Genomic DNA, 15490 nt, shown 5'->3' on the forward strand with positions numbered 1-15490 from the left:
AGTCGGACACTGGCCCCGACCGCTTTGGCATTCGAGGCACTGCGCCGGCGTACAGACTGAATTACTGAGGACTTGCCGTGAGTCACGACAATCCGAATTTCCTGGCCCTGGACTGGCTGACGAGTGAGATCAACGAGACACTGGCTCAGGCGCGCCAGCAGCTGGAGACCTTTGCCTCCGATGCCGCGCCGGATGCCGGCCTGTTGAAAACCTGCCTGGAGCTGATCCACCAGGTGCATGGCAGTCTGCACATGGCGGAACTGACCGGTGCGGCCATGCTCGCCGAAGAGATGGAGCAACTGGTGCAGGCCCTCGCTGCCGGTGAAGTGGAAAACAGCGGCGAGACGCGCGAATTCCTGATGCGCGCACTGCTGGAGCTGCCGCTCTACCTGGAAAAGGTCGCCTACCAGCGCCGCGACAACGCGGTGCTGTTGTTGCCGCTGCTGAACGACCTGCGCGCGGTGCGCCGCGAGCGCCTGATCACCGAGGGCGCGCTTTTCTCCCCGGATCTCTCCCCGCTGGAAATTGCCACCGGCAATCGCCAGCCGCTGCTGGACGACAAGGCCAGGCTCGACGAGCTGTTGGGCAAACTGCGCAAGATGTACCACGTGGCGGCGGCCTCCCTGATCCGCGACGTGAACAGCGCTGAGAGCCTCGGCTACCTGGTCAAGGTGACCGAGAAAATGTCGCTGCTATACAGCGGCAGCGTGCGCCGAGCCCTGTGGGAAATACTGCTGGGCGTGTTCGAGGCCATCGGCGAGCACCGCATTACGGTAATGCCGGCGCTGCGCCAGCTGTTGCGCCGCATCGACGTGGAGTTTCGTCTGCTGGCCGGTCGCGGCGCGCCGGTGCTGGATGCCGGCCTGGACCGCGACCTGGTGCGCAACCTGCTGTTCTATGTCTACCTCGCCGGCCCGGAGGGCGAGCGCTGCGCGTCGCTGTATCGGGACTACGCCCTGGACAGGGCCGTGCCGGGCACACCGCGGCCGGATACCGAAGATGCGCTGGCCATGGGCCCGGAGGCCATGGGCACCGCAGTGGCGGCACTGCGGGAAGAGTTGGGCGCGGTGCGCGAAGCGCTGGAACCCACCCTGGCCGGGGCGGAATCCACACCGCTCGGCGATATCGCCGCCATTGCCAAGCGCCTCTCCGACACCCTGGGCGTGCTGGGGCTGGAAAACCAGCGCGGTCGCGCCCGCGGCATTTACGAGTGCCTGCGCGATGCCTCGCGCAGCGAGCAGCCCGACGAGCTGTTACTGCAGGCCGCCGGGGCACTGGTGCAACTGGATTCCGCGCTGGCCTCCACCGTCGCCCGCAACCAGAGGGTGGACAGTCAGCAGCCGCTGATGGGGGATGCCACCGAGACGGTGTTGCGCGAGGCGCGCGTGGGGCTCGAGACGGTGAAGGAATCGGTGGTGGAATATATCGCCAGCCACTGGGATATCTCCTATCTCAATCTGGTGCCCGAGCGCCTGCAGGAAGTCTGCGGTGGCCTGGATATGGTCGGCTACCAGCGCGCCGGTAAGATCGTCAGCGCCTGCAAACACTATATCAACGAGCAACTGATCGACGCCGCCGAGCAGCCGGAGTGGAAACTGCTGGACACCCTCGCCGACGCCATTACCAGTGTCGAGTACTACCTGGAGCGACGCGCCGACGGTATCGAGGATGCGGATATGCTGCTGGCGCTGGCCGAGGACAGCGTCGCGACCCTCGGCTTTGCGGTCGCCGACGGCGGTGGGGAAGAGTTTGCCCCGGCTGCGATCGGCGGGGGCCAGCCGCCCGCCGAGGCGGAACCGCCGGTCGCACCGGCTGAAGGCGCCGAAGCGCGGACCCCGGACGACTTCGGGTTTGCTGCCGACATCGAACAGGAGTCCGCAGCGGCGGCCGGCGACAGCGGCGCCGCGGAAGCGGAAGAGGCGAGCTGGTTCGCCGCCGCCGAAAGCGATGTGCAGGGCGTCGACGAAGCGCCCGCAGAACCCGCGCCAGCGGTTGCAACACCGGCGTCGCCGCCCGAGTCCGGTCAAGAGCAGGAAGAGAGCCTGATCGACGACGAGATCGTCGAGATCTTCCTCGAAGAGGCGGGCGAGGTGATGGAAACCATCGGCCAGTACTTCCCCGAATGGGCGGCCGATTTTGCCAATCACGACGCCTTGGTGGAATTCCGTCGCGGCTTCCACACCCTTAAAGGGTCCGGCCGCATGGTCGAGGCGCTGGAGGTCGGCGAGCTCGCCTGGGCGGTGGAGAACATGCTCAACCGGGTGATCGACGAGACGGTCAAGCCGAGCCGTGCCCACGCCGAGCTGGTGGAGATGGTCCGGCAGAAACTGCCGTCGATGATCGACGGTTTCCGCCGCGGCAGCGGCGACCCGGAGCCGGAGCGCACCGCGCAGCTGGAAGATTGGGCCCAGCAGCTCTCCCAGGGCCAGGTGCCGGCCGACATGGGCGAGTCCCAGCAAGCCGCCGCGCCGAGCGCGCCGGCGGTCGAAGAGCCGGTCGACAGCCCCGAAGACATCGACCAGCTGTGGGAAATCTTCGCCCAGGAAGCGGATACCCACCTGGCGACAGTGGCCGAATTCCTCGGCGAGATGCGCGCGGCGGCACCGCTCTACGGCGTGCCCTCCGATGCGCTGCACCGGGCGCTGCACACCCTGAAGGGGTCCGCCCATATGGCGGAAGTGACCCAGGTGGCCCAGTTGATCGCGCCGCTGGAGCGCTTCGTCAAGGAGTTGCGGACCTACCAGGTGCCGATCGACGAGGACATCTTCGAACTGATCAGCGACGGCGCTGACTATGTACGCGGCGCGCTGGCGCAGATCCACGCCGGCGAAACCCTGGTGATCGGCAAGTCCGAACAGTTCCTGGCGCGGGTCGCCGAGCTGCAGGAGCGCGCCGTCGGCCACCTGATCCGCGAGCGCGAGGCCAACGAGCCCAAGTCGGTGGATCCGCAGCTGCTGGCGGTGATCATGTCCGATGGCATGAAAGTGCTGCTGGACGCTGACCAGGTGCTGAGTCGCTGGCGCGCCGACCCCGATGACCGCTCGCTGCTGCAGCCGGTGGCGGACGAACTGGCGGTATTGCAGGACGCCGCGACCCGTGCGCAGCTGCCGACCCTGGCGGAGCTGTCGCAACTGCTGCTGGAGGTCTACCGCAAGGTGATCGGCGGCGCCCTGGAAGAGGAGCCGGCACTCTGGGCCTCGCTGGAACAGGGGCACAACGAACTGCTCGACCTGGTGGATGCGGTGGCCGCGACCCAGGATCTGCCCGAAGTGAGCGAGGCCGTGGGCGAGGCCCTGCGCTACCTGGCCCAGGACGAAAGTGGTTCCAGCGGCGACGACGATTACGACTGGGCCGAGCTGGGCATCGACAGTGCCGACCTGCCGGGTGCGCCGTCGGGCGACGACTCCGCTGTTGCCTCCCATGAGGACTACGGCGATCTGGGCTTCGATGACCTGGTGGCTTCAGAGCAGTCGGTCGGGGCGCCGGCCGAAGCCGCACAAGCGCCGGTGGACGAAGAGCCGCCCATTGGGGCGCCGGAATTCCCGACTCAAGTCACAGAGCCGCCGGTAAGCGAAGAGTCGCCGCCTGCGACACGGGAGTCCGAAGCGATCGCACCCACCGCGGATCCCGCCTTCGAGGATCTGTCCCTGGACGATCTCGAACTCGGTCAGCCCGACGCCGCCGAACCGCAGGCGCCGGTCGCACCGGAAAGCGATCCACCGGCGGCCGAGGCCGGCGACGATCTGCAGGTGCTGCTGGCGGATATCGACCCGGATGTGGTCGACGTATTTATGGAGGAGGCCGGCGACCTGGTCGACGAGCTGGAAGAGCTGATCCAGAACTGGGAGCAGGCCCCGGACGACAACAGCTACGCCGAGGCGCTGAAGCGCGTACTGCACACCTTCAAGGGCGGTGCGCGCATGGCCGGCCTGATGGGGCTGGGCGAAGTGGCGCACCGTTTCGAAACCGTGATCGAGGGAATGCAGGGGGACGCGGAGCCGCCGGCGGAATTCTTCGCCGATGCCCACGCGATCTACGACCGCGTCGCCGCCGGCGTGGAGACGGTGCGCGCCTGGATGGTCGGCGACCAGCTGGATGCATTCGCGCAGTTGCTCAGCACCAGTTGGGCCGACAACCGGGTGTCGCAGGATCCGGTCGACTACCGGGCCGGGCAGCCCGGGCCCGGTACGGAGAGCGGCACGCCGGTGGTCCCGGCGGCAGAACCGACCGATACCCCGGAGCTCGCGGAGACCCGGGAACCCTCTAAACAACTGACCCGGGTGGCCGCGGAGGCCGCCGACAAGAAGCGGCATGCGGGCGGCAATGTGCTGCCGTTTGTGCGCCGCAAGGACCAGGTACGCGAGCGGGAATCCGGGGCGCCCTCGCGGGGCCAGCCGCAGGAAATGGTGCGCGTGGCCGCGGAACTGCTGGAGGAGCTGGTCAACCTGGCCGGCGAAACCTCCATCTCCCGCGGTCGCCTGGAAGAGCAGGTGAGCGAGTTCGGCCTGGCGCTGGGCGAGATGGACTCGACCCTGGCGCGCCTGAACGAGCAGCTGCGCCGCCTGGATGTGGAGACCGAGGCACAGATCCTCTTCCGCCAGGAGCAGCTGGCGCAACAGGACGTGGATTTCGATCCACTGGAGATGGACCGCTATTCATCCATCCAGCAACTGTCGCGCTCCCTGCTGGAATCCACCTCCGACCTGATGGAGTTGCGCAGCACCCTGGGCAACAAGACCCGCGATACCGAGACGCTGCTGCTGCAGCAGTCGAGGGTCAATACCGAACTGCAGGAGGGCCTGATGCGCAGCCGCATGGTGCCCTTCTCGCGTCTGGTGCCGCGCCTGCGCCGTATCGTGCGGCAGGTGAGCGCCGAGCTGGGCAAGCAGGTGGACCTGGTGTTCTCCAACGTCGAGGGCGAGCTGGACAGGTCCATGCTCGAGCGCATGGTGGCGCCGCTGGAACATATGCTGCGCAATGCCGTGGACCACGGCATCGAGACGCCACAGGAGCGCGCCGCGGCCGGCAAGCCGGAGCGAGGTCGCATCGACGTGGTGCTGGAGCGCGAAGGCAGTGAAGTGGTCATCAACATCAGCGATGACGGCGCCGGTATCAATCTGATGAAGGTGCGGGAGAAGGCCATCGAAAATGGCCTGATGCGTCCGGACGCGGAGCTGTCCAACAGCGAAATCCTGCAATTCATCCTGCAGGCGGGTTTCAGTACCGCGGATCAGGTCACCCAGATTTCCGGCCGCGGTGTGGGGATGGATGTGGTGTCTGCCGAGATCAAACAGATCGGCGGCAATGTACATATCGACTCTCAGGCCGGGCAGGGCACCGAATTCGTGGTGCGTCTGCCGTTTACCGTGTCGGTCAACCGGGCGCTGATGGTGAAGGTCGGCGAGGACCAGTTCGCGCTGCCGCTGAACACCATCGAGGGGATAGTGCGCCTGAGTCCGTTCGAGCTGGAGCACTACTACCGGACCGAAGACGCGCGCTTCGAGTACGCCGGCGAGCCCTACCAGGTGAACTATTTCGGCACCCTGCTGCAGTCACAGGCGCGGCCCAAACTCAACGTCGAAGATATGCAGTTGCCGGTATTGCTGGTGCGCTCGGAGGGCCACGCCATGGCGCTGCAGGTGGACGCGATCATGGGCAGCCGGGAAATCGTGGTGAAGAGCCTGGGGTCCCAGTTTGCCGGCGTGCAGGGCGTTTCCGGCGCCACGGTCACCGGTGATGGCACCGTGGTGGTGATTCTCGACGCGCACGCACTCTTGCGCCGCCAGGCCGCGCGGTTGGCGCGCCCGGATAGGCCGCAGTTGCAGGCGAGTCCGGAGCCGGAGCCGGAAGCGGAGCCGCAGGAGCGCCAGCAGATGGTGATGGTGGTGGACGATTCGGTCACCGTGCGCAAAGTGACCACGCGCTTCCTGGAGCGCGAAGGCTATCTGGTCAACACCGCCAAGGACGGCCAGGATGCGGTGATCCAGTTGCAGGACAACCTGCCGGACCTGATCCTGCTGGATATCGAGATGCCGCGTATGGATGGCTTCGAGGTGGCGCGACATATTCGTTCCAGCAGTCGCCTGCGGGATATCCCGATCGTGATGATCACCTCGCGCACCGGCAAAAAACACCGCGACCACGCGCTGTCCCTGGGCGTCAACCACTACCTGGGCAAGCCCTACCAGGAAGAGGTGCTGCTGGATACGATTCGCGAGTACACCGGCGGCGCCATGATCAGTGTTTGAGGGAGTCGGGTTTCGGTTTCCGGAGCCGGCGCGCGGTACGAATTAACGGATACGGGTAAAGAGAAAGGCGATGAGCGAAGTTGAAGCACTGTCGGCGGACGTGCCCCAGGAAGTGAGCAGCCTGTTGCTGCCGCTGGCCGACGGCCAGCTGCTGGTGCCGGTGGACACCCTGTCGGAGGTGATCGCCGTGCAGGCGCCGGTGGCCGCCTACGACGCGCCGGACTGGTACCTGGGCGAGCTCAACTGGCGCGAACAGCGCCTGCCGCTGCTGTCGTTCGAGGTGATGCGCGGTCAGCCGCTGTCTACCACCGATGACAGCAGCCGCATCGCGGTGCTGAGCAGTGGCAATCCCGGCGGTGAGTTGCCGTTCTTCGCCCTGGTACTGGCCGGTACGCCGCGGCTGGTGCGCGTGACCGAAGAGGAACTGGCCGGCCGCGAGCAGGCCTGCAGTCCGGGCGAATTGATGCACGTGGCCCTGTCCGGAGAGGAAGCGGTGATTCCGGATCTGGCCGGGTTGGAGCGGGCCTGCCTGGAGTACCGCAACGGCCGCTGATACGCGACAGGCGGTACCCGCCGGGAGAAGCCAGTAAAAAACGGGGCCGATCGGCCCCGTTTTTATTGGCAGTTTTACCGCGGCGCTCGACGGCGCACCCTACGATTTGCCCGAGTCCTGAGTCCTAGAATAGCTCCTCCGGCAGGGATTCGTCCGACTCTTCTTCATCGCCTTCCCCGGTATCGCGGTTCCGGTAGGAGCTGTAGCTTTCCCGGCCCGGCAGGTGGTCTTCGCGGAATATCTCGAACATGCCGCCGCTGGAGGTGCGCAGGCCTGTGCGCGGGTTGATGCGTACGGTGACAATACCGTCCGGTTGTGGCAGGTGGCGCTCGGGCAGCCCCTCGAGTGCCGTGCTCATGAAGTCGATCCAGATGGGCAGCGCCGCCGAACCCCCGTACTCCCGTACGCCCAGCTTGGCGTTGGAATCGAAGCCGACCCAGGTGCTGGTGGCCAGGTGTGGGCTGTAGCCTGAGAACCAGGCGTCCCGAGGTCCGTTGGTGGTGCCGGTCTTGCCGGCGATATCGCCGCGTTTCATTGCCAGGGCTTTTCTGCCGGTGCCCTTCTTGATCACGTCCTTCAGGATCGAGTCCATGATATAGCTGGTCTCGGCGGACATGGCACGCGGTGCCCGGGGGCGGGCCTGTTCGTCGCCTACCGGGTTGACCGGCAGGGTGCGCAGCTCGATGGGCTCTTCCGTCCGATTTGCGGCATCGGCTTCTATCCGGGCGTCCGCCAGGCTCATCGGCTCGCGGAGCGGTTCCCCATCCCTGTCGCTTTCACGGCCCGGCTCGGTGCAGTCGCGACAGACGGTCAGTGGCAGAGCTCGATAGATGGTCTCCCCGTTTACGTCCAGCACCCGCTCTACCAGGTAGGGTTCGACACGGAAGCCGCCGTTGGCGAAGGCCGCGTAGCCGCGCGCCACTTCCAACGGCGTCAGTGCCGAGCTGCCCAGGGCGATGGTCAGGTTGCGGACCAGCTTGCTGCGCTCGAAGCCGAAGTTCTCCACATAGTCGAGGGCATTGTCGATGCCCAGCGCCTGCAGCAGGCGGATGGAGACCAGGTTGCGGGATTTATAGAGCCCCTTGCGCAGGCGAGTGGGGCCGAGAAACTTGCCGCTGGAGTTTTCCGGGCGCCAGACGTCCTGGAGATTGGTTTCCTCGAAAATAATCGGGGCATCGTTGATGATGCTGGCCGCGGTGTAGCCCTTTTCGATGGCGGCGGCATAGATGAATGGCTTGAAATTTGAGCCCGGCTGCCGGCCCGCCTGGGTGACGCGGTTAAAGTGGCTCTGGCGGAAATCGTAACCACCCACCAGCGCACGGATGGCGCCGTCGTCCGGGTTCAGTGATACCAGTGCGCCCTGGGCTTTTGGCACCTGGGCCAGGTGCCACTCCTCGCGCACCTGCGGCTCGATTTCCGGAGTATCCTGCTCACCGGGGTCGGCAAACGGGTCTGCACTCTGGATCTGGCCGCCGGTTGCTTCGGGATCTGCCGCTTCCGCGATCTCGACATTCTCTGCCCCGTCCGGTTTCACTTCGATGCGGCGCAGGCGGATCACATCGCCGGGGGCAAACATTTCTTCGGCGGATTCCAGGCGCGCGCCGCGTGCATTTTCCGACATGTAAGGGCGCAGTTTGTCGAGACCATGCTCCCACAGTACTTCGACCACGCGCCGGTCACGCAGCTGTACCTGCAGCCGCCCGGGTTTCACCGCGGTCACCACCGCGGGTTCCAGGCCGCCGAGTACCGGGATTTCGTTCAGCAGGTCGACCAGATGGTCGCTGTCCTCCAGCATTTCGGGATCCAGGCGCTGTTCCGGGCCGCGGTAACCGTGGCGGCTATCGTAGGTTTCCAGGCCGTTCTGCAACGCCTCGCGCGCGGCCCGCTGCAACTTGCTGTCGACGCTGGTGATGACCTGATAGCCGTCGGTATAGGCAGCGTCGCCGAACAGGTCGACCGCTTCCTTGCGGGCCATTTCCGCGATGTAGGGCGCGTTCATATCCAGGTCGCGGCCGTGATAGCGGGCAGTGACCGGCGCGGTAATGGAATTCTTGTAATCGTCCTGGCCGATGTAGCCGAGGTCCAGCATCCGCTTCAGGATCCAGTTACGGCGGACCAGCGCACGGGTCGGGTTGGCGATCGGGTTGAAGGTCGATGGCGCTTTCGGGAGACCGGCCATCATGGCCCACTGTGCCAGGTTCAGCTCGCTGATATCCCGGCCGTAGTAGACATGTGCGGCGGCCTGGAAGCCGTAGGCGCGGTTGCCGAGAAAGATTTTGTTGATGTACAGCTCGAGAATATCGTCTTTGTTGAGGTCGCGCTCGATCTGCAGCGACAGCAGTATTTCGTTGAACTTGCGCAGGAAGCGCTGTTCGCGGCTGAGGAAAAAGTTCCGCGCGACCTGCATGGTCAGGGTACTGCCGCCGGACTGGATCGAACCTGTTTGCAATATTTGTGACGCAGCTCTCATCAGGCCTTTAATGGAAACGCCGTTGTGGGAGTAAAATCCGGCGTCCTCGGCGGCAAGCACGGCCTTGACGAACATCTCCGGCGTTTCGTCCATGGTGATGGGGTTGCGCCGCTTCTCGCCGAATTCGCCGATCAGCTGCATATCCCGCGAATAGACCCGCAGCGGTGTCTGCAGGCGGATGTCGCGCAGGCTTTCCACCGACGGCAGGCCCGGCTTGAGGTAGAGAAAGATGCTGGAAAAGGCCATTGCGGCGGCGGCGGCCCCGGCCAGGATGAGCCAGAACAGGGTGAGTAGGCGATTGCGGGTTGTATCGGTCATGAGTTGCTTCTGTTGTGGGAACGCGCCCTGCAGGTGACACTGCGAGGCAGGTTTTTGCTCCTGCAAACATCTGTATTTTCGCCATCCGTGGCGGTCACAGGCCCGCTCCCACAGAGTTCTCCCGGGCTGATTCAGTTGTATTCAACTGATTATACGAGTTATGTGCGCTGTTACCTATGCAATTCGCGGTTGCGACGGTAATTTAAAGTGCTATAACATCAGTTCTTCATAACCCACGGAAAGATAAGAAAAATGGGGATGCTCCCTTTTCTGAACAAAGGCCCAAAGGCCATGCTGGGGCTGGATATCAGTTCCACTGCGGTCAAGCTGCTGGAGCTGAGTCGCAACGGTGACAAGTACCGGGTGGAATGCTACGCGGCCGAGCCCCTGCCTCCCAATGCGGTTGTGGACAAGAATATCAACGATGTCGGCGCCACCGCAGAGGCCATCCGCCAGGTGGTGCGCCGCTCCAAGACCCGCGTGCGCCAGGCAGCCGTGGCGGTATCCGGTTCTGCAGTGATCACCAAGACACTGGAGATGCCGTCCGATCTGAACGACGATGCGCTGGAGGCACAGATCGCCCTGGAGGCCGACCAGTACATACCCTACCCGCTGGACGAGGTGAACCTGGACTTCGAGGTGCAGGGGCCGTCGGACAAGGGCGAGGGCCAGGTCGAGGTACTGCTGGCCGCCTGCCGCAGCGAGAATATCGAACAGCGCGTGTCCGCCCTCTCCGATGCCGACCTGGGTGCCGGCGTGGTGGACGTCGAGGCCTATGCGATCGAGCGCGCCTACACCCTGCTGGAGCGACAGTTCCCCCCCCAGGAGCAGCTGGTGGTGGCTGTGGTCGATATCGGTGCCACCATGAGCGCGCTTTCGGTGCTGGTGGACGGGCGCACCGTGTATACCCGCGAACAGCTGTTCGGCGGCCGCCAACTGACCGATGAAATCCAGCGCCGCTACGGCCTGTCGACGGAAGAGGCCGGCCTGGCCAAGCGCCAGGGCGGCAGCGGGTTGCCCGATGACTACTATCCGGAAGTGCTGGAGCCCTTCCGCGACGCGGTCATTCAGCAGGTAACCCGCTCGCTGCAGTTTTTCTATTCGTCTACCTCCTACAGCGACGTCGACTACATACTGCTCGGTGGCGGTGTGGCCGCGATGGACGGGCTCGCCGACCTGGTCAGCGAGAAACTGAACAAGCCCACGGTGGTGGCCAACCCCTTTCACGACATGAATGTCGCTTCGCGGGTCAATCGCCAGGCACTGGCCAATGAGGCGCCATCGCTGATGATTGCCGCGGGCCTGGCGATGCGCGAGCGGGAGTTCTGAAGATGGCCAAGATCAACCTACTGCCCTGGCGCCAGGAATACCGCGCGCAGAAACAGAAAGAGTTCCAGCAGGTCACCGTTCTGGTCGTGATTGCCGCCTGTGTGTCGGCCTTCCTGTGGATGAAGGCCGTCGACGGTCAGATCGACAACCAGAAAGAACGCAACCAGATTCTGCAGACCAAGATCAATGCGCTCAACAAGCAGGTGCGCGAGATCAAGGACCTGAAGAAGCGCCGCCAGGAGCTGATCGACCGCATGCGGGTGATCCAGGAGCTGCAGGGCAACCGCCCGCTGTCGGTGCGCTATTTCGACGAGATGGTAAGCTCGACGCCCGAGGGTCTCTGGCTGACGAGCCTGGAACGCAGTGGCGATACCGTGCAGATTGCCGGCGTGGCGGAATCCAACAACCGCGTATCCTCGTTCATGCGCAACCTGGACCAGTCCGACTGGTACGAGTCGCCGAACCTGACCGGTGTTACCGCCAGGCCCGAATTCGGTGAGCAGGCCAGCGCCTTCAATATGACCACAAGAGTCAGTGGGCGAAAAAAAGAAGACGACGAAGAACAGGCTGACGCCGGTTAATTAAAGGATCCCGACATGGCACTGGAGGATACGCTCAAGCAGCTGAACCAGCTCGATATCAACGATATCGACTTTTCGCGCGTCGGCGTCTGGCCGCTGGCGGGGCGTGTGGTACTGCTGATCCTGGTCGCCGCTGTTCTTGTCGGCGGTGCTTACTATTTCCTGATCAGTGACCGCTATCAGCAACTGGAATTCGCCGCCAACAAGGAAAAGGAGCTGTTTACCCAGTTCGAAAGGAAATCCTTCGAGGCGGCCAACCTGGATGCCTACCGGGAACAGCTGGCAGAAATGGAGGAGACCTTCGGCACTCTGCTCCAGCAACTGCCCAAAGATACCGAAGTGCCCGGTCTGCTCGAGGATATCGACGAGTACGGCCGTGGCAGCGGCCTGACGATCGAGAAGGTCGAACTGGAGGACGAGCAGGTGGGCGAATTCTATGTGGAACTGCCCATCCGCATCGAGGTGCAGGGCGGCTACCACGAGTTCGGCGCTTTTGTCAGCGGTATTGCCGGGATGCCGCGGATCGTGACTCTGCACGATTTTAATATCGAAACCAACAAAGAAAGCGGCGCGCTGCTGAATATGGTGATCAACGCCAAGACCTACCGCTACAAAGAGCAGGGGGAAGAGGGATGACCCGATATGCAGCCCCGATCGCGGCCCTGCTGGCGCTGACCGGTTGCAGTCTCGACGGCGACCACAGCGACCTGCACCAGAAAATGGCGGCGGTGGAACACAAGCCCAAGGGGCAGATTGACCCGATACCGACGTTTACGCCCTACAGCCCCTATGTCTACAGCGCTGCAGCACAGCGCAGTCCGTTTTCCCGCCCGGTGCTGGAGTCGGACCAGCGCCTCGTGGGGCGCAAGCTGGATGTGGCGCCGGACACCAATCGCCAGCGCGAACTGCTGGAGGGGTATCCCTTCGACGCCCTGTCGATGGTGGGTACCCTCTCCCGTGCCGGCCAGCTATGGGCGCTGATCGACGATGGCGAGGGCGGCATCCACCGGATTACGGTGGGCAATTACCTGGGTAAAAACCACGGCCGCGTGGTAAATGCCTCGCAGTCGCAACTCGACGTACTGGAAATCGTACCGGATGGCACCGGCGGCTGGATCGAACGGCCGCGGGCGCTGACTTTGGAAGAGAAGGACAACTAAAAGATGATCAACAGGCAACTCGCCAAAGTGCTGGCTCCCGCAAGGGTGCTGTTGCTGGGTCTGGCAATGATGCCCGCCGTTTTGATGGCGCAGGGCAACCAGCTCAACGACATCCAGTTCTCCGAACTGCCGGGTAGCCGCGTGCAACTGCGGCTGACCTTCAGCGATGTGCCGCCGGAACCCACCGGGTACACCATCGAAGAGCCGGCGCGCATCGTAATGGACTTTGCCGGCGTCGAGAGCGCCCTGACGGAAAAGAAATACAGCCTGGGTATCGGTGCCGCACGCAGCGCGGTAGTGGTGTCCAGCGATGACCGCACCCGCCTGATTGTCAACCTGGACGAACTGCCGGTCTATACCAGCGAGCGCCAGGGCAACCAGGTACTGCTGGAAATCGGCGCCGACTCCGCCACCACTGCCTCTGTCACCGCAGCGCCGGCGGAGCAGTCCCGCGGCGAGGGCATTCAGATCGGCAGCGAGCAGCGCTTCGAGGCGGCCAGCAATATCGCCATCGACAATGTAGATTTCCGCCGCGGTGAAAAGGGTGAGGGCAAGGTGATTGTCAGCCTCTCAGATCCGGCCGTGAATATCGACGTGGAGCGCACTAAGGGCAAGATTCTGCTGACCTTCCTCGGTGCCGACCTGCCGGAAGAGTTGCGCCAGCGCCTGGATGTGACCGACTTCGCCACGCCGGTGAGCTCCATCACCGTGGATCACGATGGCCGCAATACCGTGATTGCTGTGGATCCCAGCGACTCGGACTACGACTACCTGGCCTATCAGGCGGACAATGAGTATGTGCTCAGCGTCAAGCCGCTGACGGTGGCCGAGGTCGAGGAGAAAAAGAAAGAGTTCCGCTTTACCGGCGAGAAATTGTCGCTGAATTTCCAGGACATCGAAGTGCGCTCGGTGCTGCAGCTGATTGCCGACTTCACCGACCTCAACTTGGTGGCCAGCGATACCGTATCCGGCCGCATTACCCTGCGGCTTGACGGTGTGCCCTGGGATCAGGCGCTGGAGCTGATTCTCAAGGCCAAGGGCCTGGACAAGCGCCAGGAAGGCAATGTGATCATGGTGGCGCCGGCGGCCGAGATCGCCGAGCGCGAACGCCAGGAACTGGAAACCCGAAAACAGTTGCAGGAGTTGGCGCCGCTGCGTACTGAATACATCCAGGTGCGCTACGCCGACGCGCGCGAGCTGTTCACACTGTTCTCCGGTCAACAGAGCGGCGGCGGTGGCGGCGGGCAGGGTAATTTTGCCGGCGGCCAGCAGAGCCAGAAAGGTCGCAGTATTCTGTCCGACCGGGGTAATGCAATTGTCGACGAGCGTACCAACACCATTATCCTGACCGATACTGAGGACAAGATCGCCCAGTTCCGCGAATTGATTGAGGCCATCGATATCCCGATCCGCCAGGTGATGATCGAGGCGCGTATCGTCAATGCCAATACCGATTTCCTGAAGGAAGTGGGGGTACGCTGGAACTACGGCGAACACCACGGCCTTGACGGAGGCGGTATTGGCGAGGGCACCGGCTCACTGGACGGTTCTTTCCATCTGGAGGACAACCGGGAAGAGGTGGAGCTGTTTGACCCGCAGACCGGCGAGAAACTGGTGGACGCGGACGGCGAACCGATTGAGGCGGTGGCCTGGGCGCCGGAGCTACAGGATACGCTGCTGACCGACCTGGGGGTCAACAATCCGGCTGGCAATATTGCCTATTCCATCCTCAAGAACAATTTCTTTGTGGGACTGGAGCTGTCTGCCCTGGAAAATGTTGGTCGGGCGGAAATCGTATCCCAGCCCAAGGTTGTGACCGGGGACAAGCAGGAGGCCAACATCAAGTCCGGCGTGGAGCTGCCCTATCTGGAAGCGACTTCGTCCGGCGCCGCATCGGTAACCTTCCGACAGGCGGTACTGGAGCTGAATGTGACGCCACAGATCACGCCCGACAACAACATCATCATGAACCTGAATATCAGCCAGGACACGGTGGGCGAGCTGGTTGGTACCACCGGCATCCCGGCAATCAACATCAATTCGGTGGACACCAAGGTGCTGGTGCGCGACGGCGAGACCATCGTACTGGGCGGCATCTTTGAAAATACCATGGTAGACGGTGAAACCAAGATACCGCTGCTGGGTGATATTCCCTATCTGGGGCACCTGTTCAAGAACACGGTACGCCAGGATGACAAGCGCGAAATGCTGGTTTTCATCACGCCACGTATCATGGAAGACGAACTCTTCTACTCCGGCGGAAAGTGACCAATCGCTCTATCTTCCTCGTCGGCCCCATGGGGGCCGGCAAGTCGACCATCGGCAAACTGCTGGCGGCTGAACTGAAGCTGCCGTTTGCCGATTCCGACAAGGTGCTGGAGGACCGTACCGGCGCCGATATCCCGTGGATTTTCGATGTCGAGGGCGAGGCGGGCTTCCGCCGCCGCGAGAGCGAAGTGCTGCGGGATCTCTGCACCGGCCCCACCCGGGTGGTCGCCACTGGCGGTGGCATAGTGCTGTCGCCGGAGAATCGTCGACAGTTGCGCAAAAACGGCCTGGTGATCTATCTGCAGGCCAGTGTTGACCAGCTGCTCGAACGTACCTCGAAAAATGCCAACCGCCCACTGCTGCAGGTGGCCGATCCCCGCTCCCGCATTATTGAACTGGTGGAAGAGCGCGATCCCCTCTATCGCGAAGTGTCGGATATCGTCGTCGACACCGACTACTGCACGCCCAGGCAGGCCGCGTTGATGGTGGCCGAGCGCGTCGCCCCGGGAGCCACTGGGCAATAATCCAACCACTTCGTGCTAAAGTGCCTCCTCGGCCGCGTC

The 15490-nt window shown here is 63.6% G+C and carries 9 protein-coding genes; 8 read left to right on the top strand and 1 reads right to left on the bottom strand.

The window, feature by feature from the left end:
• The first annotated feature begins 77 nt into the window (after window positions 1-77).
• Both OQE62_RS08830 and OQE62_RS08835 read left to right on the top strand, forming a co-directional pair.
• Window positions 78-6248 (top strand): hybrid sensor histidine kinase/response regulator, encoded by a 6171-nt coding sequence (locus tag OQE62_RS08830; RefSeq protein WP_265721656.1) that lies wholly within the window; start codon window positions 78-80, stop codon window positions 6246-6248.
• 70 nt (window positions 6249-6318) lie between these two features.
• On the top strand, window positions 6319-6801 hold the full coding sequence (locus OQE62_RS08835; protein WP_265721657.1) for a chemotaxis protein CheW: 483 nt from the start codon (window positions 6319-6321) through the stop codon (window positions 6799-6801).
• Between the two features lie 124 nt (window positions 6802-6925).
• On the opposite strand, the gene OQE62_RS08840 is transcribed toward OQE62_RS08835, so the two are convergent.
• Window positions 6926-9589: a penicillin-binding protein 1A gene (locus OQE62_RS08840; protein ID WP_265721658.1), complete on the bottom strand. Its 2664-nt coding sequence runs from the start codon at window positions 9587-9589 to the stop codon at window positions 6926-6928.
• A 252-nt stretch (window positions 9590-9841) separates the two neighbouring features.
• Between OQE62_RS08840 and OQE62_RS08845 the strand changes: the two genes are divergently transcribed.
• From OQE62_RS08845 to aroK, 6 genes are read left to right on the top strand one after another with little or no spacing between them, the layout of a single operon-like run.
• Window positions 9842-10918, top strand: a complete 1077-nt coding sequence (locus OQE62_RS08845; protein WP_265721659.1) for a pilus assembly protein PilM — start codon at window positions 9842-9844, stop codon at window positions 10916-10918.
• Between the two features lie 2 nt (window positions 10919-10920).
• Window positions 10921-11499, top strand: coding sequence for a PilN domain-containing protein (locus OQE62_RS08850; RefSeq protein ID WP_265721660.1), 579 nt, complete (start codon window positions 10921-10923; stop codon window positions 11497-11499).
• 15 nt (window positions 11500-11514) lie between these two features.
• On the top strand, window positions 11515-12135 hold the full coding sequence (locus OQE62_RS08855) for a type IV pilus inner membrane component PilO (protein ID WP_265721661.1): 621 nt from the start codon (window positions 11515-11517) through the stop codon (window positions 12133-12135).
• Window positions 12132-12659, top strand: coding sequence for a pilus assembly protein PilP (locus OQE62_RS08860; RefSeq protein WP_265721662.1), 528 nt, complete (start codon window positions 12132-12134; stop codon window positions 12657-12659). The genes OQE62_RS08855 and OQE62_RS08860 overlap by 4 nt, the downstream gene beginning before the upstream one ends.
• A gap of 3 nt (window positions 12660-12662) precedes the next feature.
• Window positions 12663-14927 (top strand): type IV pilus secretin PilQ, encoded by a 2265-nt coding sequence (gene pilQ, locus OQE62_RS08865; protein ID WP_265721663.1) that lies wholly within the window; start codon window positions 12663-12665, stop codon window positions 14925-14927.
• Entirely contained in the window at window positions 14924-15451 is a 528-nt protein-coding gene (aroK, locus tag OQE62_RS08870) for a shikimate kinase AroK (protein WP_265721664.1), read from the top strand. The genes pilQ and aroK overlap by 4 nt, the downstream gene beginning before the upstream one ends.
• Window positions 15452-15490: the final 39 nt, after the last annotated feature.

Source organism: Microbulbifer halophilus, assembly GCF_026183675.1.
GTDB lineage: Bacteria > Pseudomonadota > Gammaproteobacteria > Pseudomonadales > Cellvibrionaceae > Microbulbifer > Microbulbifer halophilus.